The sequence below is a fragment of the Planomicrobium okeanokoites genome (assembly GCF_003428875.1).
Taxonomy (GTDB): domain Bacteria; phylum Bacillota; class Bacilli; order Bacillales_A; family Planococcaceae; genus Planococcus; species Planococcus okeanokoites.
The window spans coordinates 341559-361356 of record NZ_QQRS01000004.1 but is presented as its reverse complement, the minus strand read 5'-3'; the positions used below and the strand labels follow the sequence as shown (position 1 = coordinate 361356).

General features: G+C 43.8%; 20 protein-coding genes and 1 riboswitch. Of the genes, 18 read left to right on the top strand and 2 right to left on the bottom strand.

Features of this window, described 5'->3' with window-relative positions:
• Positions 1-71 precede the first annotated feature (71 nt).
• From D2910_RS11750 to flgL, 15 genes are all read left to right on the top strand, one after another.
• Positions 72-4289 (top strand): OmpL47-type beta-barrel domain-containing protein, encoded by a 4218-nt coding sequence (locus D2910_RS11750; RefSeq protein WP_117313610.1) that lies wholly within the window; start codon positions 72-74, stop codon positions 4287-4289.
• 174 nt (positions 4290-4463) lie between these two features.
• The gene (locus tag D2910_RS11745; RefSeq protein WP_117313609.1) at positions 4464-5915 is read left to right on the top strand and encodes a flagellin N-terminal helical domain-containing protein; all 1452 of its coding nucleotides are present in this window, start codon (positions 4464-4466) and stop codon (positions 5913-5915) included.
• A 166-nt stretch (positions 5916-6081) separates the two neighbouring features.
• Positions 6082-6834, top strand: a complete 753-nt coding sequence (locus D2910_RS11740; RefSeq protein WP_117313608.1) for a glucosaminidase domain-containing protein — start codon at positions 6082-6084, stop codon at positions 6832-6834.
• 185 nt (positions 6835-7019) lie between these two features.
• The gene (flaG, locus tag D2910_RS11735) at positions 7020-7364 is read left to right on the top strand and encodes a flagellar protein FlaG (RefSeq protein WP_117313607.1); all 345 of its coding nucleotides are present in this window, start codon (positions 7020-7022) and stop codon (positions 7362-7364) included.
• A gap of 44 nt (positions 7365-7408) precedes the next feature.
• Positions 7409-8866, top strand: coding sequence for a flagellar filament capping protein FliD (gene fliD / locus D2910_RS11730; RefSeq protein WP_240633612.1), 1458 nt, complete (start codon positions 7409-7411; stop codon positions 8864-8866).
• Positions 8866-9255 carry a flagellar protein FliT gene (gene fliT / locus D2910_RS11725; RefSeq protein ID WP_117313605.1) on the top strand — a complete coding sequence of 130 codons (390 nt, stop codon included), beginning with the start codon at positions 8866-8868 and terminating at the stop codon, positions 9253-9255. Before fliD ends, fliT begins: the two co-directional genes overlap by 1 nt.
• An 18-nt stretch (positions 9256-9273) precedes the next feature.
• Positions 9274-9651 (top strand): flagellar export chaperone FliS, encoded by a 378-nt coding sequence (fliS, locus tag D2910_RS11720; RefSeq protein ID WP_117313604.1) that lies wholly within the window; start codon positions 9274-9276, stop codon positions 9649-9651.
• A gap of 273 nt (positions 9652-9924) precedes the next feature.
• Entirely contained in the window at positions 9925-10722 is a 798-nt protein-coding gene (motA, locus tag D2910_RS11715) for a flagellar motor stator protein MotA (RefSeq protein ID WP_117313603.1), read from the top strand.
• The gene (gene motB, locus D2910_RS11710; protein WP_205854610.1) at positions 10712-11542 is read left to right on the top strand and encodes a flagellar motor protein MotB; all 831 of its coding nucleotides are present in this window, start codon (positions 10712-10714) and stop codon (positions 11540-11542) included. Before motA ends, motB begins: the two co-directional genes overlap by 11 nt.
• A gap of 19 nt (positions 11543-11561) precedes the next feature.
• Positions 11562-11990 (top strand): flagellar basal body-associated FliL family protein, encoded by a 429-nt coding sequence (locus D2910_RS11705; protein WP_084243347.1) that lies wholly within the window; start codon positions 11562-11564, stop codon positions 11988-11990.
• A gap of 80 nt (positions 11991-12070) precedes the next feature.
• Positions 12071-12496: a flagellar protein gene (locus D2910_RS11700; RefSeq protein ID WP_240633611.1), complete on the top strand. Its 426-nt coding sequence runs from the start codon at positions 12071-12073 to the stop codon at positions 12494-12496.
• 26 nt (positions 12497-12522) lie between these two features.
• Positions 12523-12789 (top strand): flagellar biosynthesis anti-sigma factor FlgM, encoded by a 267-nt coding sequence (gene flgM / locus D2910_RS11695; RefSeq protein ID WP_117313650.1) that lies wholly within the window; start codon positions 12523-12525, stop codon positions 12787-12789.
• A gap of 39 nt (positions 12790-12828) precedes the next feature.
• Positions 12829-13308 carry a flagellar protein FlgN gene (locus D2910_RS11690; protein WP_240633619.1) on the top strand — a complete coding sequence of 160 codons (480 nt, stop codon included), beginning with the start codon at positions 12829-12831 and terminating at the stop codon, positions 13306-13308.
• 24 nt (positions 13309-13332) lie between these two features.
• Positions 13333-14577, top strand: a complete 1245-nt coding sequence (flgK, locus tag D2910_RS11685; protein WP_117313601.1) for a flagellar hook-associated protein FlgK — start codon at positions 13333-13335, stop codon at positions 14575-14577.
• Positions 14578-14602: 25 nt separating this feature from the next.
• Positions 14603-15481: a flagellar hook-associated protein FlgL gene (flgL, locus tag D2910_RS11680; RefSeq protein ID WP_117313600.1), complete on the top strand. Its 879-nt coding sequence runs from the start codon at positions 14603-14605 to the stop codon at positions 15479-15481.
• Between the two features lie 671 nt (positions 15482-16152).
• Here flgL and D2910_RS11675 read toward each other — a convergent pair.
• On the bottom strand, positions 16153-16992 hold the full coding sequence (locus D2910_RS11675) for a flagellar hook-basal body protein (RefSeq protein ID WP_117313599.1): 840 nt from the start codon (positions 16990-16992) through the stop codon (positions 16153-16155).
• Positions 16993-17008: 16 nt separating this feature from the next.
• Entirely contained in the window at positions 17009-17860 is an 852-nt protein-coding gene (locus D2910_RS11670; RefSeq protein ID WP_117313598.1) for a flagellar hook-basal body protein, read from the bottom strand.
• A gap of 212 nt (positions 17861-18072) precedes the next feature.
• Positions 18073-18157, top strand: a riboswitch (cyclic di-GMP riboswitch).
• Positions 18158-18245: 88 nt separating this feature from the next.
• On the opposite strand from D2910_RS11670, the gene flgB reads away from it, so the two are divergent.
• The 3 genes from flgB (at position 18246) to fliE (ending at position 19787) form a co-directional block, all read left to right on the top strand.
• Positions 18246-18647 carry a flagellar basal body rod protein FlgB gene (gene flgB, locus D2910_RS11665; RefSeq protein WP_117313597.1) on the top strand — a complete coding sequence of 134 codons (402 nt, stop codon included), beginning with the start codon at positions 18246-18248 and terminating at the stop codon, positions 18645-18647.
• 5 nt (positions 18648-18652) lie between these two features.
• Positions 18653-19108: a flagellar basal body rod protein FlgC gene (gene flgC / locus D2910_RS11660; protein ID WP_084243339.1), complete on the top strand. Its 456-nt coding sequence runs from the start codon at positions 18653-18655 to the stop codon at positions 19106-19108.
• Positions 19109-19490: 382 nt separating this feature from the next.
• On the top strand, positions 19491-19787 hold the full coding sequence (gene fliE, locus D2910_RS11655) for a flagellar hook-basal body complex protein FliE (protein WP_084243338.1): 297 nt from the start codon (positions 19491-19493) through the stop codon (positions 19785-19787).
• The last annotated feature ends 11 nt before the right edge of the window (positions 19788-19798 follow it).

Sequence of the window (19798 nt, the reverse complement as noted above, 5' to 3'; positions counted from 1 at the left end):
TATAAAATTATCATAAGCTTAGAGGGCTTTTTTTATTGTCTATCGAGTGGGTAAAAAGGAGTGTTTTTAAAATGAAAAAATACAGTCAAATGTCATTGGTTTTAAGCATTCTTTTGGTGCTGCAATTCATTTTGCCGACAGTCAGTGTATTTGCTGCTCCATTGGAGGCGCCGAATGATGTAAAGATTCTTTTGAACAATGGGAATAATATCCAAGTCAGATGGACAGCTGTAACTAATGTGCAACATTATAATGTTTATCAGATAAGTAATGGTGAAAGAAAAATGATCAGTTCACCGAAATACCCTTATCTAAATTTGGTTAACCAAGCAGAAGGTGAATATGCTTTTGAAGTAACGTCATATAATGCCGCTGAAGGAGAGTCACCATCTTCAGAACTTGTGAAATTAAGTTTAGTTCACCCTGAAATGGCCGCTCCTCAGGATTTAAGTGTATCTATACGTAACGGAAATGATCTTTTTCTTAAATGGACAGAAGTGGAATTTGCTACTGGCTATAATATTTATCAAGTAACAAGTGCTGGAAAAGAATTGGTCAAGACGACTGATCGTCTAAACTGGAATTTCTCTAATATGCCTGCAGGGGATTATGTATATGAAGTGCATTCAGTGAGCGATCGGTTTGGTGAGTCTTCATCTTCGAGCCGGGTTTCTTATTCGTTAACACATCCTGAAATTACACCCCCACAAGGATTAGACTTATCTGTCCGAAATGGAAATGATATTTTGTTAAAGTGGGATACAGCAGAATTTGCTACTTCCTATAACATTTATCAAGTCAAAAATGGTGTAAAAGATTTGGTTAAAAACACAGACAGATTAAATTGGAACTTTGCAAACCTGCCGGCGGGGGGATACGTGTATGAAGTGCATTCGGTGAGCAGCCGTTTTGGTGAATCCTTATTGTCCAGCACCATTTCTCATACACTTGTCCATCCGGAAATGGCCCCTCCTTCAAGTTTGACAGCGACTATCACGAATGGGAATGATTTACTTCTGAGATGGCCAGAAGTAGAATTTGCTACTGCTTATAAAATTTATCAAATAAAAAATGGTGTAAAGAAATTGGTTTTAACTACAGATCGCTTGAACCGCTTGTTCCCGAATATGCCAGCAGGGGAATATACTTATGAAGTACATTCAGTAAGCGACCGATTCGGTGAATCGAAAAATGCAGTCCAAGTAATCCATACATTAATTCATCCGCAAATGGCTGCACCTCTTAGTTCTTCGATTACTGTCATGAATGGCAGTGACTTATTCCTGAGATGGTCAGAAGTGGAATTTGCCACAGGCTATAAAGTCTATCAGGTCATCAATGGCACAAAGAAACTGGTTCTGACTACAGATCGCCTGAACCGTTTGTTCCCGAATATGCCAGCGGGCGATTATGTGTATGAAGTTCATTCTTTCAGCGATCGGTTTGGTGAATCCCAAGCTGCAAGCCAAGCAGTTCAGACACTCGAGCATCCGGAGATGCAGGCACCAACAAGTTTGACGCTGACAGTTCAAAACGGCAATGATTTATTATTGAAATGGACAGAAGTCGAATTTGCCACAAGTTATAATATTTACCGGATCAACGATGGTGAGAAAGAATTTATCATGTCAACAGACCGTCTGAACCGAGTGTTCACAGACATGCCTGAAGACTGGTATGAATATGAAGTGACAGCGGTGAGCACTCGTTTCGGGGAATCGGCTCCAGCAAATGTTAAATTGACTCTTGGACATCCGACAGTTCAAAGCCCTGAACTTAAGCTGGCTTCTTTTGATGAAGCGGCAGCTGTTTTGAGATGGAACGAGATTTCAAATGCATACGCTTATCACGTTTTTGAAGTGATTGATGGCGATTATGTTTTAGTGGGGTCGACAGATAAAATCAGCTACACAATAAGTGATATTGAAGACGGGACTCATGAATACGTAGTGACTGTTACGCATAGCCGCTTCGGTGATTCGGATTATTCGAATGCAGTGATGGTGCAGGCGCAAAATGATGTGACTCCGCCAGTCACGACATCCAACGCGATTGATGCTTGGATGAACCAATATTTTAATGTGGAATTGACGGCTGAAGATGATAAGAGTGGGGTAGACACCACTTACTATTCTTTGAATGGAACGGATTTTGTTGAAGGCATGGGCTTTGCGGTTGAAAAAGCAGGCATTCAAAATATTTCATTCTACAGCGTTGATAAAGCTGGCAACATTGAAGAAGTACAAACTGCTCAAGTGAAAATTGATAAGGTTGCGCCAGAAACGAGTTCGAATCTAAATGGGCAATGGCATCAGGAATTTACGGTGCAGCTGAAAGCTGAGGACGAAGAAAGCGGAGTAAAAGAAACTTTTTACTCGGTAAATGGTTCTGAATTCCAGCAGGGTGACAGCTATACTTTCAATGAAGAAGGAATCCGTACTATTGCGTACTACAGCACAGACGTTGCTGGAAATACTGAGGAAATGAAAACGGAAGAAGTAAAAATTGATCGGACCGCTCCGGAAACGGTTTCTAATACAGACGACCAATGGCATCAGGAATATGCAGTAGAATTGACGGCTGTTGATGAAAAAAGCGGAGTAGAAACCAGCTATTACTCGGTAAATGGCTCAGAATTCCTTGAAGGAACGAGTTTTATTGTCGATGAAGATGGAATCCATACAATTTCTTTCTATAGTGTTGATAAAGCAGGAAATGTTGAGGAAGTAAAAACTGCCGAAGTGAAAATAGATCGTTCAGCTCCGGAAACGGTTTCGAATGCGGACGGCGAATGGCATCAGGAATTTGCTGTTGAGCTGACAGCAACAGATGATAAGAGCAAAGTGGCTCAGACTTTCTATGCTGTTAACGACGATGAATATGCAGAAGGCACAAACTTTGTAATTGACCAAGAAGGAATCAACGTTTTGTCGTTCTACAGTGTCAATAAAGCAGGCGGTGTTGAAGAAGTTCAGACTGCAGAAGTGAAAATTGACAAAACTGCGCCAGTGACAGAGGCGGTTGTTCCGGAGGGCTGGCAGCAAGAGGCTCTTGTCGAATTAACTGCTACTGACGATAAGAGCGGCGTTGAAAAAACTTTCTATTCCATAAACGGTTCTGAATACACAGAAGGAACAGAAGTTATTCTTGCGGAAGCAGGCGTTAATACTGTTTCGTTCTATAGTGTCGATAAAGTGGGTAACGTAGAAGAAGCGAAGTCTGTCGAAGTCAATATTGACACGACAGCTCCAGAAACGACTTCGAATGCCGACGATCAATGGCATCAGGAGTTTACAATTGAATTGACAGCAGTTGATGATTTCAGCGGAGTGGCTAAAACTTTTTATTCGGTAAATGGCTCTGAATTTGAGGAAGGCGCAACCACGAATATTCTTGAAGAAGGCATCAATGAGGTATCATTTTATAGCGTTGACCATGCAGGAAATAAGGAAGAAGTGAAAACGGTCGATGTGAAGATTGACCTGACGGCGCCAGAAACGACTTCTAATATTAGTGGACAATGGCTGAAAGAGGATTTTGGTGTTAACTTCACCGTTATTGAAGGCTTGAGTGGTCTCGATAGCACCTATTATTCAATTGAAAATGAGGAATTCACTGCAGGAGAAAAATTAAACATAACTTCTGAAGGAATTACCGAAGTGAAATTCTACAGTACGGATATTTCCGGTAATGAAGAACAGGTAAAAACAGAAGAAGTGAAAATCGATAAGACAGCTCCGGCGGCGAAATGGGAGTTTGAAGAAGAATATGCTTTAGATTCGGTCTTGACGCTGGATTATTTTGCAGAAGATACTGTATCCGGAATCGCAGAAGAAAAATTAACTGTAAACGGAAAAGAATTTGCTAAAGGCGAGGAAGTTTCCTTCGATCAGCCTGGAACATATCGACTGGAGTTGACAGTGACGGATCATGCAGGTTGGGCTACTGTGTTGAAGCATTCAATTGCAGTTTATATTCCAGCAGACAGCTTTAAAGTAAAACCGGGCGTCATTAAAGGAAACTCGGGTGTTTTCTCAGTAGAAGTTTCACTACCATCTCAGTTCTCAACAAAAGATTTTGTATTGGAAACTGCCACAATCAATGGAGTTTCAGCCATCAATGGGAAAAAAGGATTTGAGCAACAGGCCCAAAAAGGACATTTCCGGTTTGAGCGGGCGAACTTCGAGTGGATCGATGGCGAGCAACTGTTGGAGTTCCGGGGAATGGTGGGCGGTTACTTGGTAATTGGCCATGCGACAGTGGAAACTAAGAGTTCAAATAAGAAATAGTATTTTGGAGATCGGGAAATTTTCCCGATCTTTTTTTCTTTAATATTATTTTTAATTGCTCTTCCTTTTTATGTAAATAAAGGTATAATATAAAAGGTGAAATTACGTCTTGAAAGATAACATTACTTAATTTCTTAAAATAGTTTATATAGAACCATTTCGGAGGAATGTACTTTGAACATCCAACATAATTTGTCGGCGATGAAATTAAATAATAATCTGACAGAAAATAATAAGTTGACAGCAAAAAGCATGGAAAAGTTAGCAACCGGACTACGCATTAATCTGGGAGCGGATGAAGCTGCAGGATTATCCATTTCTGAAAAGATGCGGACACAAATAAGAGGCTTAGAACAGGCGCAACGGAACATCCAGGATGGAATTTCTTTTATTCAAACGGCAGAAAGTGGGTTGGCTAAAATTGCTGATCCAAATTTGCATCGATTAAGACAGTTATCAGTTCAAGCTGCAAGTGATACGTTAAGCTCGAGTGATAAAGCCGCCATCCAGAACGAAGTAAATCAGATTTTGAGAAATATTGATAACATTGCTGACAATACTGAATTTAATGGCATTAACTTGTTGAATATTCCTGGAACAGATACCGTCAATACACCTGAAATCACAAGTAACCAATCGGATATTATTTTTATTGTCGATAGAACCGGCAGTATGGGTGCAGACATTAATAGAGTAGAAGCTAATATTAAGGATTTTGCAACTGCTTTACAAACTGAAGGTGTAAATATAAGACTAGGCTTAGTGTCGTATGGAGAGACTAATAATGGTGATCAAATAATGATAAATCCTTTTACCGGAGATGTTGAAGAATTTAAAGGTAGTCTTACAAGTATAGAGGTTGGCGGAGGTGGAGACATTCCAGAGTCGGGTTTAGAAGGAATCAAAGAAGCATTACGTTATCCATTTAGGGCGGATGCTACTAAACAATTCATTCTCGTCACAGATGCTCCTGTCCATGATAATAACACCGCCGATGATAGGGATGGAGGAGATGGACTATCCGTCTATGACATTGATGATCTGGCTTTGAGCATGAGTGGACAAGGAATTAAACTCACTATAGTGGGACCAACCGATAGAAATACTAAGGAACAATTGCAGCGGCTTTCCGAGCCCACGGGAGGAAATTACTTAGACATAAAAGGAAACTTTTCAACGCAGTTGCAATCTTTGGCTGCGGATATAGCCGGGGAATTCCTGCCAAAAGAAAATATTGACTTGAAATTGCAAATAGGGGCTAACGCCGGTGAAACCTTTGGCATAAATCTATCAGATGTCCGAACAGCTGCGCTGGGAATTGAAAATATGAAAGTGGATCCATGGGAAGAAGCGATGAAATCAATTGAAAAATTGGATGCTGCTATTCAGCAGGTTTCGGCAGAGCGCGGAAAATTCGGCGCCTATGAAAATGCATTGAGGTATTTATATAATAACGCCAGCACATCAGCGCTGAATCTGACAGCAGCTGAGTCAAGAATCAGAGATACGGATATGGCTAAGGAAATTATAAATTTAACGAAAAATTCTATTCTTGCAGAGAGCACACAAGCGATGCTGGCCCAGGCAAACCGTAAGTCGCAACAGGTTTTGGAACTCTTGAAATAGTAGAATGTTTTGTTGGAGAAAATTCATGAAGTACAAGGAAGGATACTATCGATTCCGGTAGTTTCTTCCTTTTTGTTTTTTATTGTCACAATTATCCTATTCTTTTTTCGTTCATTCTCCTGTATGATAAATTCATGATTATACTGACAAAAGGTGTGTGACCCTCGTGACGAGTCCGATTTCATCAAATTGGTTCTACTATACAACAATGGCTTCATTGGTCCAGGCTTCATCGGCAGCGAACCAGACAGGAAATTCCGCTAATCCGCTGAACGGCTCCAGTAACAACACCTCAATGTTCATGAGTCTATTAAGCTCCATGATGCAAGGAGGCGAAATGGATCCGTCCATGCTGGCGGCGTTGAACCCCACTGCTAATTCAGACAATGGCCAGATGATGGCTCAATTGAATAATACCTATAAGCCGATTTCCGTTTCTTTGCCAGCTTCGTCGACTCCTGTAGCTGCTGAAACTGTTGCACAGCCTGCAGTGCCGAATTTAAAAACAGATTTAAACTTCAAGCCGATTCAATTCCTCAAACTTGAAAATACGTTAGGCGGCAAATTGAGCGGCACTTCTGCTCACTTCATCAATGCCGGTAAAAAATATGATCTTGATCCCAATCTTCTGTCGGCTATCGCAATCCACGAAACAGGCAATGGAACATCACGAGCTGCGAATGAAAAAAATAATATCGCTGGGATGATGGGCAAGAACGGTCTCCGCAGTTATGACTCTGTCGAAGAAAGTATTTTCGATATGGCCCGCAATCTGCGCCAGAACTATTTGAACCAAGGTAAAACTACGATTGCCGCAATCGGCGCAAAATACGCTCCAGTTGGTGCAGGTAATGACCCGACAGGCCTCAATAATCATTGGGTAACAGGTGTAAATCGTCAATTGAATAAATTAACGTAGATAAAACCGATACTTATCCATCGGTTTTATTTTTTTTTACATTTTCACATATCTTAAAAGGTATAAATTATTTTTGCAGAATAAAATTATAATAAATACTAAAAATATCTCTTTTTGTGCCGATATATAAGAATAGCAAAAGCATTTATGTTCTTGATATCGAAAAGACAAGGGGATAGACAGCAATGGAAGTTAAAAATACGCCGGTTATCACATTTCCTAATAAAATTGAGAGTCCCAAGATGGACGTCAGCAAAGCGGAACATAAGTTTAAATCAGAATGGCCGATTGAAAAGGAAGAGATAACGAAAGAGATGGTTAAGAGTAAGGTGGAAGGAATAAACGAATTTCTCGAACCAACAAAGACCGCTGTGAAATTTCAACTGCATGAAAAATTAAATGAATATTATGTTCAAATTATCGACTCGAATACAGATGAAGTGCTTAAAGAGATTCCTAATAAGAAGTTTCTGGATATATATGCTTCGATGGCGGAATTGATGGGAATAATTGTGGACGAAAAATTTTAAAAGAAAAGTCATGGATGGAGTGAAGGAGATTGCGGATTAGTGGATTGGCAACTGGAATGGATATAGATCAAATAGTGAAAGATTTAATGGCTGCTGAAAAGATGCCATTAGACAGGTTGACACAGAAAAAAATGTGGACGGAATGGCAACAGGAATCATACCGTGAGTTCAACTTATCATTGTCAAACTTGCGTACGAGCACAAGCAGCCTTAGATTTTCTTCCGCATTCAACGCATACAGTGCAACTTCATCGAATGCAGCAAGTTTAGGTGTTTCTACAACAGCGAGTGCTATGACAGGGACATACACTGCGGAAGTTGTAAGCATTGCTAGTGCTGCAAAAGTGAATTCTTCAGCTGGAATTGAAAACAGTCCTGGAGTTAAAGCACAATCAGGAGACCAAATTGGCACAGCTGGAACCATCACTGTGACGGGCTCTGGCGGTGCAACAGCGACGGTTGACGTAACAGCAACAATGACTTTCTCGGATGTAGCCAAAGCGATCCAAGATTCAACGACTGCGTCAGTTCCGGCACTTCGTGCAAGTTTTGACAATACAACGTCAAGATTCTTTATAGCGTCTAAAGGAATGGGCGTCGATCAAAACTTTTCGATGTCATTCAGTGATGCAGCCCTTGCAGACAAGATCGTGAATAACGGTGGAACAACAACAGCGATGACGACCAACGGACAAGATGGCTCCGTCAACTTCGACGGCATTCCAATTACCGGTTTGAAATCAAACCAGACCACTGTTAACGGTTTAACCTTAAACCTGAATCAAGTGGGAACGTCTACAATCACTGTGAATTCAGATACTGCAAAACCATTGGAATCGATTAAAAGTTTTGTGGAGAATTATAACAAAACAATTGCTGATATTGAGGCGAAACTAATAGAAAAACGTTATCCCGATTTCCAGCCGCTAACAGATGACCAGAAAAAAGCAATGACTGAAAACGAAATTGAGCTTTGGGAAGAAAAGTCGCGCAGCGGCTTATTGAGAAATGACCCAACACTTCAAACTGCCTTACAAGAATTAAGAAGAAATTTAACTGGGGCAGTTGATGACTTGGGGCTTCTTGGAAATATAAGCACTCTTTCAGAAATTGGAATTACAACGGGGTCCTATACAAACGGCGGCAAGCTTTTCATTGATGATGCCAAACTCCAAAAAGCTTTAGCGGATAAACCAGATGAAGTGATGAACTTATTCACCAAGAAAACGGGAGACCTGGGCATTGCTGAACGGGTTTATCAAGGATTGAATGATGCTGTTAAATCCTTGAGTACAAGAGCCGGGAATCCTGGAAGCTTTATCGATAACAGTACTTTGTCTAAGAGTATAAAAAGGATGGAAAGCGATATCAGCAATTGGCAAGATAAATTGAGTCGTATTGAAGGCCGTTACTGGAAACAATTTACTGCAATGGAAAAAGCGATGAACCAGATGAATAGTCAAAGCATGTGGATGCAGCAAAATATGTTCGGTGGCATGTAATGGACGCGTATCAACTTAGACTGGCTGAATTTCTCGAGCTTACAGAAAAATTGAATGCACAGGCAAAAACGGTCCATACAAAAATGGATAATAATGAAGCTGGGCAAATCGAATCAATGCAGGCGTTGTTTGAAAGACGCCAGGCAGTCATCGATCAGCTAAGTGAATATACAAAAGCCGTTGAATTCGAATGGACCTCGGAAGATAAAAAAGTCATCAGCCAGCTGAAAGGTTACGAAGATGAAATGCAGCCTCTATTGAATAAACTGCATCAATCATTCACAACCCAGATGAACCGGCTGAACCAGACAAGCCAGGCATCAAAAAAATATGTCGGTGCGTACCAGACAAAATCTACCGAAGGCTCATTCATCGACCAACGGAAGTAATACAAGGAGGTTCTCCAATTGGCAATCAATAACCCGTATCAGACATACCAACAAAACTCAGTCATAACTGCATCACCGCAGGAACTGACTCTAATGCTTTACAACGGTTGCCTGAAGTTCATCAAGCTGGCAAAACGCGCGATGGAAGAAGGCAAAATTGAAGAAAAAAACACCAATTTACTCAAAGCACAGGCAATCATCCAGGAATTCCAAATCACACTTGACCGTGATATCGCAATTTCAGAAGGCCTGGCTCAATTATACGAATACATTAACTTCCGTCTTATAGAAGCGAACATGAAAAACGACATGGCCATCCTCGAAGAAGCAGAAGGCCAAGTCAAAGAACTGCGCGACACATGGAAAGAAGCAATGGCATTGGTGAAGGGGAAGTAATTTTCTCGTTCTTTACTACAAAAGATAAAAAGTGAAGCTATATATTTATAAATGATATGGAGCAAAACAGCGAAGACGCCCAAGGGAGCAGAAACGGAGTTGGCTTTCCAACTCTGTTTCGACGAAGTGCTGAGATCTACTCGGGCGAAGTGGAACGAGACCGAGTTAGCTCAGCGCAAGCCCCAAGGCAAGCGCAGCTGTTTTGCGGAATATCATCAACTCATAAATTAACACCCACAGACAGAGACAAAGCAGTGAAATGAGGTTACAGATGTGGATAAAACATCATGGATTGGCGTAATACTTGGCGTAGTCGTATTGGTTGGAGGCATGGTCCTGAAAGGCTCCAACCCGATTGCTTTATATAACCCGGCAGCACTCGTCATCATTTTTGCCGGAACGATCGCGTGTATCATGGTCGCGTTCCCGATGGAAGAAGTTAAAAAGATTCCGAGCTTATTCAAAGTCCTGTTCTCGGAAAATAAAACACTGTCAATCAAAGAAATGGTGCCGATGTTCTCACAGTGGGCGATGCTTGCACGCCGCGAAGGGCTATTGGCTTTGGAAGAAAAAGCAGAAGATGTGGAAGATCCATTTTTGCAGCGCGGCTTGAAAATGGTCGTTGACGGCCAGCCGCAGGAGCAAATCCGCGAAATGATGGAAGAAGATATTGCGGCAATGGAAGAGCGTCACGAACTTGGCGCAAAAATCTTCACGCAAGCCGGTACATACGCCCCGACACTAGGGGTGTTAGGAGCGGTTATCGGACTGGTCGCAGCACTTGGCCACCTCGATGATATCGCACTTCTCGGGAAATCGATTTCCGCCGCGTTCATCGCGACGCTGTTCGGGATTTTCTCAGGATACGTCCTATGGCATCCATTCGCCAATAAATTAAAGCGGAAATCCGAGCACGAAGCACGGACCAAGCGCATCATGCTGGAAGGCTTGCTGGCGGTTCACGAAGGCTTGCCGGTCCGTACAGTGGAAGAAAAACTATTGACTTACCTGCCGCTCAAGGACCGAGTTCTTGAAGAGGAAGTAAAAGAAGGTGTCGGCGTTGAAGCGTAAGAAAAAACATGAAGATCACGTAGACGAATCCTGGCTGATTCCATATGCAGACGTACTTACCTTGCTGCTTGCTTTATTCATCGTGCTGTTCGCGGCAAGTGAAGTGAACTCGCAGAAATTCCAGGAGATTTCCGATTCATTTAACCGGGAGCTGCAAGGCGGCACCGGTATTTTGGATCAGCAGTCAGCGGTCGAAACATTTGAAGAAACGTCGAAGCTGGCGGAACCGAATGATGTCGATCCGACTGAAGGGGAAGCGACAACGCCGCCGGAAGTGGAAGAGGAAATTGATAATAAGATTGAAATGACTGCCGAAGAGATCGAGCAATTGGCTCTTGCGGAAGATTATAAAGAACTTGCGGCGATACAGGATAAAGTGAAAGCTTACATCGCAGAGCGCAATATGGAAGATAAATTGGAAGCGGAACTGACTTCCAAAGGCTTGGTGCTGAAAATTAAAGACGGCGTGCTCTACCGTTCAGGAAGCGCGGATATTTCAGAAAGTTCACGGACTGTCGCAGAAGAAATCGGCAAGCTGCTGGTGACGGATCCACCGCGCAGCATTTTCATCGAAGGGCATACGGATAACATTCCGTCGACTTCCGACAGATTCCCGTCCAACTGGGAATTAAGCTCGGCACGTGCCATCAACTTCATGAAGATTCTACTGGAAAACAACGAATTGGATCCAACGAAATTCAGCGCAACCGGCTTTGCAGAGCATCAGCCGATCGCCAGCAATGAGACTGCGGAAGGCCGTGCAGAGAATCGCCGGGTCGAAGTGTTGATTTCATTGTATACACATGAAGAAACAGACTAATAGCAAATAGAGGTGCGTTATGGGGAAAATGATGAAAGTCTTGCTAGTTTCATTGCTTGTATTGGGTGCAGCAGGAGCCGGTGCGTTCTTTTTCTTAGGAAAAGATGCGGAAGGCTCTTCGGAAAAAGAGAAGCAGCCATCTGCGGAAGAACTCGCAGCAATGAGCATTGATACAGATATAATTACAACAAATTTGGCGTCGCCGAATTTCGGCATCGTCCAATTCAATATTTTATTGGACAGCGAAAAGGCGAAGGAAGAGGCTGAAAAGCGGACGCCGGAAGTACGGGCAGCCATCATTTCGACAGTGGCCGGATTTACGAAAGAGGAATTGGTCGGACAGGAAGGCATTGCTGAACTGGAAGAGCAATTGAAAGGGAAATTGGCGGACATTATCCAGACTGGAAAAGTGGACCGCGTACTGGTTACTGAATTTAAAGTGCAGTAATTGAAAAGCAATTTGAAAAAAAGCTAAACAAACCGCGAAATATGCCGATATTTATTTTATAAAGGAACTGGGTGATTATTATGCAGTCAGATCGATTAGCTAACTGCACGATTTGCGGTAAGTTATTTTTGAAGGATCATACGGATTATTGTTTGGATTGCTACAAGGAAATGGAGCAGGAGTTCAAGATCATCACCGATTTCCTGAAAGTGGAGGAAAACCGGTTTGCTTCCATTGAAGAAATCAGCGCGTTTACAGGCGTAGCGGAAAAACGGATTGCGGATTTCATCCGCGACGGCCGGATCTACGTCGAGGATTACCCGAATCTGGGTTACGGATGTGCGCATTGTGGTACTCTTATCAAGAGGCAGATGCTGTGCAACAGCTGTTTCGAAGAGTTCACTGCTGAGGTCAATAAGACCTTGAAAGCGGAGAAATTCCTGGAAGAAGCGAACAAGCCGAAAGAGCATGCTCAAACGGCAAGATATTGGAAACTAAGAAATTAAAATATAAAAGACGGGGCGGTGAAGGAATGAATATCGATAAAACAAACGGTTCTTCCTTTATTCAATCTTACCAAAAGCAAATGCAGGTTTCGAAGGTGGATAAAGCGAAGCCATTGCAAAAAGAGGATCAGCTGCAGATTTCAAATGAGGCTAAGCAGATGTTCGAAAGCAAAGCGGAATTTGACCGCCATGAAAAGATTCAGGCGCTGAAAGCCCAGGTCCAGTCTGGTGACTACCAGGTGAACAGTGAAAAAGTGGCAGAAAAGATGTTTGATTTCTGGTACGGAAAATAAAACGGTCAGTTAAAAGGAGGGTGTCGGATATTGGATGCAATGGTCACGGCACTGGAACAATTAATAGACGTCCAACAGCAGCTTATCAATTGTGCTGACAACAAGAAAGCGGCATTGATCGAGCGCAATGTGGACAGTTTGAATGGTGTAACGAAAGAAGAGAAGAAGCTGGTCAAACAGCTCGAACAAGCGGAACAAGGACGGATGGCAGTAATGGAAAGCGTTGCGCAGGATTCTGCAGCAGCAGGTTTCCAGTCATTTCTGGACCAAGTTCCTGGTGGACAGGCAAGACAAAAGATTGAATCCCAATTGAAAACATTACAGGAGCTTACCGCGGAATTGCAGGCGAAAAATAAGATCAATGACCGCCTGCTGAAAGATTCCATGAGCTTTGTACAACATATGATCGACCAGATCACCAAATCACAGCAGCAGCAATTCAACTACCAATCACCGATGGGCCAAGCCGGCCAAAAATCACAAACAGGCAACCGCGGCTTTTTCGATACGAAAGCCTGAGCGGAGCAGAAGGAAGGGAAACACATGGTTTCAACATTTCACGGATTAGAGACTGGAAAACGCGCCTTGAGCGTCGGGCAGGCAAGCATTTCAACGACCGGCCATAATATTGCCAACGCCAATACGAAAGGCTATTCGCGCCAGCAGGTGAACCAGAGCACGACTCCTTCACTGGATGTCTGGACGAACAGCACGAACCCTGGCCAGCTCGGTTCAGGCGTTTCCATCGACTCGATCACGCGTGTGCGGGACCGTTTCCTGGACAATCAATACCGTGACCAATCAGAGACACTTGCAGATGCACAGACCAAACAGGCAGCATTCGACCGCTTGGAATCGATCATCAATGAACCGAGCGATTCCGGTTTGAACGCAGCTATGGACCAGTTGTGGAACGCATGGCAGGATCTTTCGAACAACCCGGACAGCGTGTCCGCCCAGGCAGTCGTCAAAGAACGCGCGCAAGCGTTTGTCGAAGCGGCTCAAGCAATGGACAGCTCGATGGCTAACATGAAAATCGACTTAAGTGAGCAAAAGACAGCAGCCATTTCCGAAGCGAACGATTATCTGAAGCAAATCGCTTCATTGAACGAATCGATTGTCCGCGGAGGCAACCAAGCAAATGATTTGAAAGACCAGCGCGATGTACTTGTCGAAAAGTTAGCGGCGCTTGCACCGATCAAAGTCGATGCGCAGTCGAACGGGGCTTATAACATCAGCCTGGTTCAAAAAGACGACGCACCGCTTGCCCTCGTTACTGGCACAACAGTAAGCGAAATTGATGGTGCTACTGAAGTGACAGGCGGGAAGATCGCCGGTTTGATTGCAGCTGAAAGTAAAGTTGAATCAAACCACAGTGCATTGATGTCAGTGGCAACAACATTTGCAGCAGCCAACAATAAAACAGAAGGCGGTACGCCGCTGTTCAGTAATACCACAAGCATTGCCGCAATGGCAGTCGACTTCGGCGCAACACTTGGTGCACCGGCAGCAGAGATGGAGTCGGACATTAAAGGCGTAAAATCTGATTACCAGAAGCTGGTCAGCACGTTAGGCGCTGAGAGCCAATCGGCAACACGTTCAGTTGCAAACTTTGAAGCGACTTTGCAGGCAACGGAAAATCGCCGCCAGTCTGTAACAGGCGTTTCTTTGGACGAAGAAATGGCCAATCTTGTTAAATTCCAACATTCATACAGTGCCGCAGCTCGGCTGATATCGACGACGGATCAGATGCTTGATACGATTATTAACCGGATGGCTGCACGTTAATAATCGGTAACCGGAGGTAAGTAAAATGAGAATTTCACATCAGATGCTACATCAGAATTCAATGAACCATGTCAGCCAGAACATGAGCCGCCTGAACAAAGCGTATAACGACGCTTCGACAGGCAAGCAGATCCATAAGCCTTCAGACGATCCGCATGGTGTGAGCCAAGCGATGCAATTGAAGTCAGCCATTTCGGCAAACGGCCAATACGAGCGCAATACTAGTGAAGCCAATTTGGTGCTGGATGAAACGGACCAGACGATCAACAGCATGGTCAATGTCATGCAGCGTGTGCGCGAATTGTCTGTACAAGGCAATAACGATACGTTGAACGATGAAGATCGCAATATCATCGCGACGGAAGTCGAAGAATTGACGGAGCAGCTTCGCCAGTTCGCCAACACCCAAGTGAACGGCAATTACCTGTTCAATGGGACGGATACGAAAAATCCGCCTTACGCAGACAAAAATTCGCATGAAACAGCTGATTTCACTGATGTGAAATTGAAAACTTTCACCATTGCGGACGGCCTGACGCTCGAAGTTGGCGTGAAAGCAGGCGAATTATTCGGTCAAGGAGAAGCTGGACTGTTCGCGAAACTGACGGAAGCAGCGCAAAACCTTCGTACCGGCGAAAAAGTTTCGTTGGATGAAATCGATACCGGAGTCGACCGGATGCTGCAAAAATCCGCTGAAGTCGGAGCTCGCAAAAATCGCGTCGAAGCTGTCGAAAACCGCATCTCCGGCAGCACGCTCGAGTTGAAGCAAATGCTGTCGAAGATCGAAGACATCGACATCGCCGAAGCCATCACGAAGCTGAAAAGCGAAGAAAGCCTGTATCAGGCGAGTCTTGCTGCATCAGCAAAAATCATTCAGCCAACTTTGATGGACTTTTTGAGATAATAAATGAACGAAGGAGCGTTGCCATTGTGGCGATGCTCTTTTATTGGTTTTGGGGGTATCGATCGTATTCAGTAATCGCAGGAAATTCAAGAGTTTGGATGGATGCTTTTCGCCTAAGCCCGGCCGAAAAGCGGGAAACCTCGAATTCAAGAACATAGTGGATGTTTTTCGCATCGCGAAAAACTCCTTATTTTAGGAAATCTTCGCGGATGCGGAGATTTTTTCAATATATGGGGTTTTGGAAAAAGTGGGAGTGGGGAAAGAAGGGAGCTTTGAAGAAGTAGAGATGTTAAAATAATCCATATTAATAATAGTGATGTGCCGTGAGCTGATTTCATATGATAGGGGACGTTATTTGTTATGAATTCCAGGTAGTTGGGAGTAAAACAGAAGAAGTTGGGAGTAAATCGATGAAAGTTGGGAATAAACGGTGCCGAGTTGGGAGTAAAATCAAAAGGTGATGAGAATGAAAATTATTTTGTTTAATTATTCCATCTGAATAGACAGATTCTTCGAGCAGAGACTCGTGCTATTTAGCGTTTCACAGGAGTTGGGCATAAAACAACAAAAGTCGGGCATAAACGGGTCCAACTTGGGCATAAAAGACACCGACTTGGGCATAAATCGAAAAAAGCGGAGTACCCGATACATCGGGTACTCCGCTTTTCCTATTATCCTCTAATCGTATTAACCAAACCGCGCATGTCATCAGCAAATGAAATTGCCTTGCTTTGCGATTGCAGCAACCGCTGGGTAGCGATCAATTCGGTCATTTCAGTGGGCAAGTCGACGTTGGACATTTCGAGCGCGCCTTGGCCGACGCGGATCGTCCCGTCATTTCCGTCAGCAAGATTCAAAACCTGCAGGGTTCCGCTGGCTACTTGCGCCGCTTCAGTGCCAGGCAATTCGTAAAGATTGCCGCCGGTTTTCTGAAGAAGGTCCGGCCGGTTGATTTCAGCAATGCTCAATTGGAACGTATCAGCCGGCTTGCCGGCAGTTTTGTATGTCACATTGAGTGTGCCGTTTTCATTTACCGTGATGTTGTCGTAATCGTTGTCGATGGTGATTGGCTGGTTGTTTGCGCCAAGGACGGCTTCACCATTTGAAGTAACCAGGTTCAGCTGGTTGCCGGCTGCGTCCGGTGTTAATTGGAATGAGCCGTTTTTGGTGTAATACGTATTTCCGCCATTCTCGACGCGGAAGAATCCGTTTTCGCCAGTGATCATGAAATCAAGTTCGCGTCCGGTTTGGACAGCTGAACCCTGGTTCGTGCGAAGTGCAATCTGTGAAACGGTTGCACCAGCGCCGATGCGGATGCCGTTGGGTGTTTGGCGCCCGGCTTCCAGTGGACCGGCTTGTTTTTCGAACGATTGCACCAGGGCGTCGGCGAAATTCGCTTCCTGCCGTTTATAGCCGGTGGTATTGACGTTCGCGATGTTATTGGCGATCGTGTCGATTTTCTTCTGCAATTCGCGCATAGAGGAAGCCGCGGAATTCATCTGGATATTCATTTAGCTGAGCCTCCCATTATACGCGGCCGATTTCATTGACCGCTTTTTCCATACTGCGGTCATAGGCCTGGATTATTTTCTGGTTAGATTCGAATCCGCGGTACGTTTTCATCATGTCGGTCATGGTCTGCGTCAAATCGACGTTCGATTGTTCGATATATCCCTGCTGCACAAGTGGACCGGTATTGCCAAGGCCAGCAAGTTCAATCGATACAGGGGCCAAAGCGGGATCACCAGCCCAGCGCAGAAGGTTCTGGCCATCTTTGATAAATTGTTGCGGATTTTCAGTATAAGAAATGAATAGGGAATTATTTACAGTTCCATCAGCCAAAGTGACCTGACCGTTTTCAGCAATGGTAAATTCAGTCGAACCCACTTGAATAGGCTGTAAGTCTTGATTCAGCACATTGAATCCTTCCGCTGTTGTCAGGAATCCGGCATCATCGACAGTGAATTGTCCGTTTTGGGTATAACGGATTTCATTGTTCGGCAGGGACACAGCGAAGCTTACAGCCCCTTGCTGTCCGGTCTCCGGGTTGATTGGCAGCGACGAACTGAGCAAAGCCAAGTCTGTAGAATTTCCTGTATTTTTTAAAGCACCTTGAGTAAAAGAAGGAATTCCTTCCTGTGTATAAACTCCTGTATGAAGAGAACCGATGTGTTTTTGGGACGCCGGAAGTTTTGCTCCTCCAACGGTCGTTCCACCGGATTCCATCGCTTTGATCAATTGGGCTGGAAATGCGCGCATGACGGATTGGTCTTTTTTGAAACCGGGGGTCATGGCATTTGCCAGGTTGTTTGTCAGCACTTGCTGCTGTCTGTTGTTCGCCATCATCCCTGATGTGGCGGTGTATAAACCACGAAACATTGTTCGATCTCTTCCTCTCGAGAAAATAAGATTAATATGCGTAAGCATAACATTTTATTGACAATATTGACAAGCTTATTGGAAAATAAAACCATAAAAAATTTTTTAATCAAAAATATACAATTTTTTATTTATGTGATACTATATCTTGGAACTAAATTTTGAAAATATGAAAAAAGTATGAGTTTAAAAGTAGAAAGTAATAAAACCTATCCTGAAAAAGGCAAACTTTTTGAAAGAAAAGGACGCAAAACCACGGGCCTAAGTATTCATTTATAAGGCAGCCGGGTCGCCGGAAGATGGAAGCTGTGAAGCTTGTCCACCTTTATTGAGGGTGGATTTTTATTTGTAATGATGAATACATATTTACACAGGAGGAAGGAAATTGAATCTCATTTCACCCACAATCCAGTCGCTGGAACGGGCTTTATCAACTTCAGCCCTTAAACAGCAGACACATACGGCAAATATCGCGAATGTGGATACGCCGGGTTACAAAGCCAAGCAAGTCGATTTTGAAACGGCATTGAAAAATGCTTCCAGCAAACAGGCGTTGGCGAGTTACAAGACTGATGCGAAACATATTGCATTCAGCAATGAATCCTCACAATTTGATCCGAGGGTCACAGTCAATGAAAATTCCGATTATAAAATCAACGGAAATAATGTCGATATGGATGTCGAAATGGCGGAGTTGGCGAAAAACCAGCTTCTATATAATGCAGTGACTGACAGAATCAGCGGGAAATTCCGCAGCTTGAGCAATGTCATCAGCGGAGGGAGATAATTCAGATGAGCTTATTCAACAGTTTTAATATCAGTGCATCCGGCCTGACGGCGAATCGCCTCCGCATGGATGTAGTATCAGCCAATATTGCAAACGCTGAAACGACGCGTTCTCAAATGGTCAACGGCGAATGGACACCGTATCGCCGGAAAACAGTCGAATTGACCCAAAGCGGCGTTTCACCGTTCGAGCAGAAATTGCAGGCGATGATGGGCAATGGCAACAATGCCGTATCGGGCGTATCGGTTTCAAGAATCAAAGAAGACGATGCACCTTTCACTTTAAACTACGATCCAAGCCATCCGGATGCGGATGAAAACGGCTATGTGCAGCTGCCGAATGTCGATCCGATCAAAGAAATGGTCGACCTGATGTCGGCAACCCGTTCATATGAAGCGAACGTAACCGCGCTGAACGCGTCGAAGAGCATGTTCATGAAGGCTTTGGAAATCGGGAAGTAATTTTGAAAGGTAAGTAGATGGATGAATTCGCTTCAGGAGGACGCTTTCCGCGGGGAGTGGCCTGAGCCTCCTCATCGCTTTGCTCTTGCGGGGTCTCAGGACTCACTCTGTTTCCCGCAGGAGTCGCCTCCTTCCGCTCATTCATCAAAATTTTTACTTACTTATAAAAATTTGAATTTTCAAGACAATTGAGTAGAAACAAAACATTGAGATATGGAGCAAAACAGCGCAGACTCCCAGGTGACTAAGCGAAGTGCTGAGATCCACTCGGACGAAGTGAAACGAGTCCGAGTTAGCTCAGCGCAAGCCACTAGGAAAGCGGAGCTGTTTTGCGGAATATCGTTTACCTACTATAAGAAGAAACAAACCTGGGGGAAATATAATGAATCCAATCAATCAGATACAGACACCATTCATACAAGGGTTGACCAATCCGATCGCGAAGCCTGAAAACAAGGTGGAAGGTTTTGGTGAAATTTTTAAGCAGGCTATACAGAATGTCAATCAGACACAAAAAGCATCCGATAAGCTGACAAGTGATCTGGCGACCGGACAGGTTGAAAATATCCACGAAGTGATGATCGCTTCGGAGAAAGCGAGTCTGTCGCTCGAACTGACGATGCAAGTACGCAATAAAGTAGTGGAAGCTTATCAAGAAGTGATGAGAATGCAAGTATGATTCTGGCAAAT

What these genes read in the sequence shown, in the direction of transcription:
- D2910_RS11750 (WP_117313610.1), top strand. Translation starts at nt 72, where the DNA reads ATGAAAAAATACAGTCAAATGTCATTGGTTTTAAGCATTCTTTTGGTG.
- flgC (WP_084243339.1), top strand. Translation starts at nt 18,653, where the DNA reads ATGAGCTTATTCAACAGTTTTAATATCAGTGCATCCGGCCTGACGGCG.
- flaG (WP_117313607.1), top strand. Translation starts at nt 7,020, where the DNA reads ATGGAAGTTAAAAATACGCCGGTTATCACATTTCCTAATAAAATTGAG.
- flgK (WP_117313601.1), top strand. Translation starts at nt 13,333, where the DNA reads ATGGTTTCAACATTTCACGGATTAGAGACTGGAAAACGCGCCTTGAGC.
- D2910_RS11690 (WP_240633619.1), top strand. Translation starts at nt 12,829, where the DNA reads ATGGTCACGGCACTGGAACAATTAATAGACGTCCAACAGCAGCTTATC.
- D2910_RS11675 (WP_117313599.1), bottom strand. Translation starts at nt 16,992, where the DNA reads ATGAATATCCAGATGAATTCCGCGGCTTCCTCTATGCGCGAATTGCAG.
- flgM (WP_117313650.1), top strand. Translation starts at nt 12,523, where the DNA reads ATGAATATCGATAAAACAAACGGTTCTTCCTTTATTCAATCTTACCAA.
- flgL (WP_117313600.1), top strand. Translation starts at nt 14,603, where the DNA reads ATGAGAATTTCACATCAGATGCTACATCAGAATTCAATGAACCATGTC.
- fliT (WP_117313605.1), top strand. Translation starts at nt 8,866, where the DNA reads ATGGACGCGTATCAACTTAGACTGGCTGAATTTCTCGAGCTTACAGAA.
- fliE (WP_084243338.1), top strand. Translation starts at nt 19,491, where the DNA reads ATGAATCCAATCAATCAGATACAGACACCATTCATACAAGGGTTGACC.
- D2910_RS11670 (WP_117313598.1), bottom strand. Translation starts at nt 17,860, where the DNA reads ATGTTTCGTGGTTTATACACCGCCACATCAGGGATGATGGCGAACAAC.
- D2910_RS11700 (WP_240633611.1), top strand. Translation starts at nt 12,071, where the DNA reads ATGCAGTCAGATCGATTAGCTAACTGCACGATTTGCGGTAAGTTATTT.
- D2910_RS11705 (WP_084243347.1), top strand. Translation starts at nt 11,562, where the DNA reads ATGGGGAAAATGATGAAAGTCTTGCTAGTTTCATTGCTTGTATTGGGT.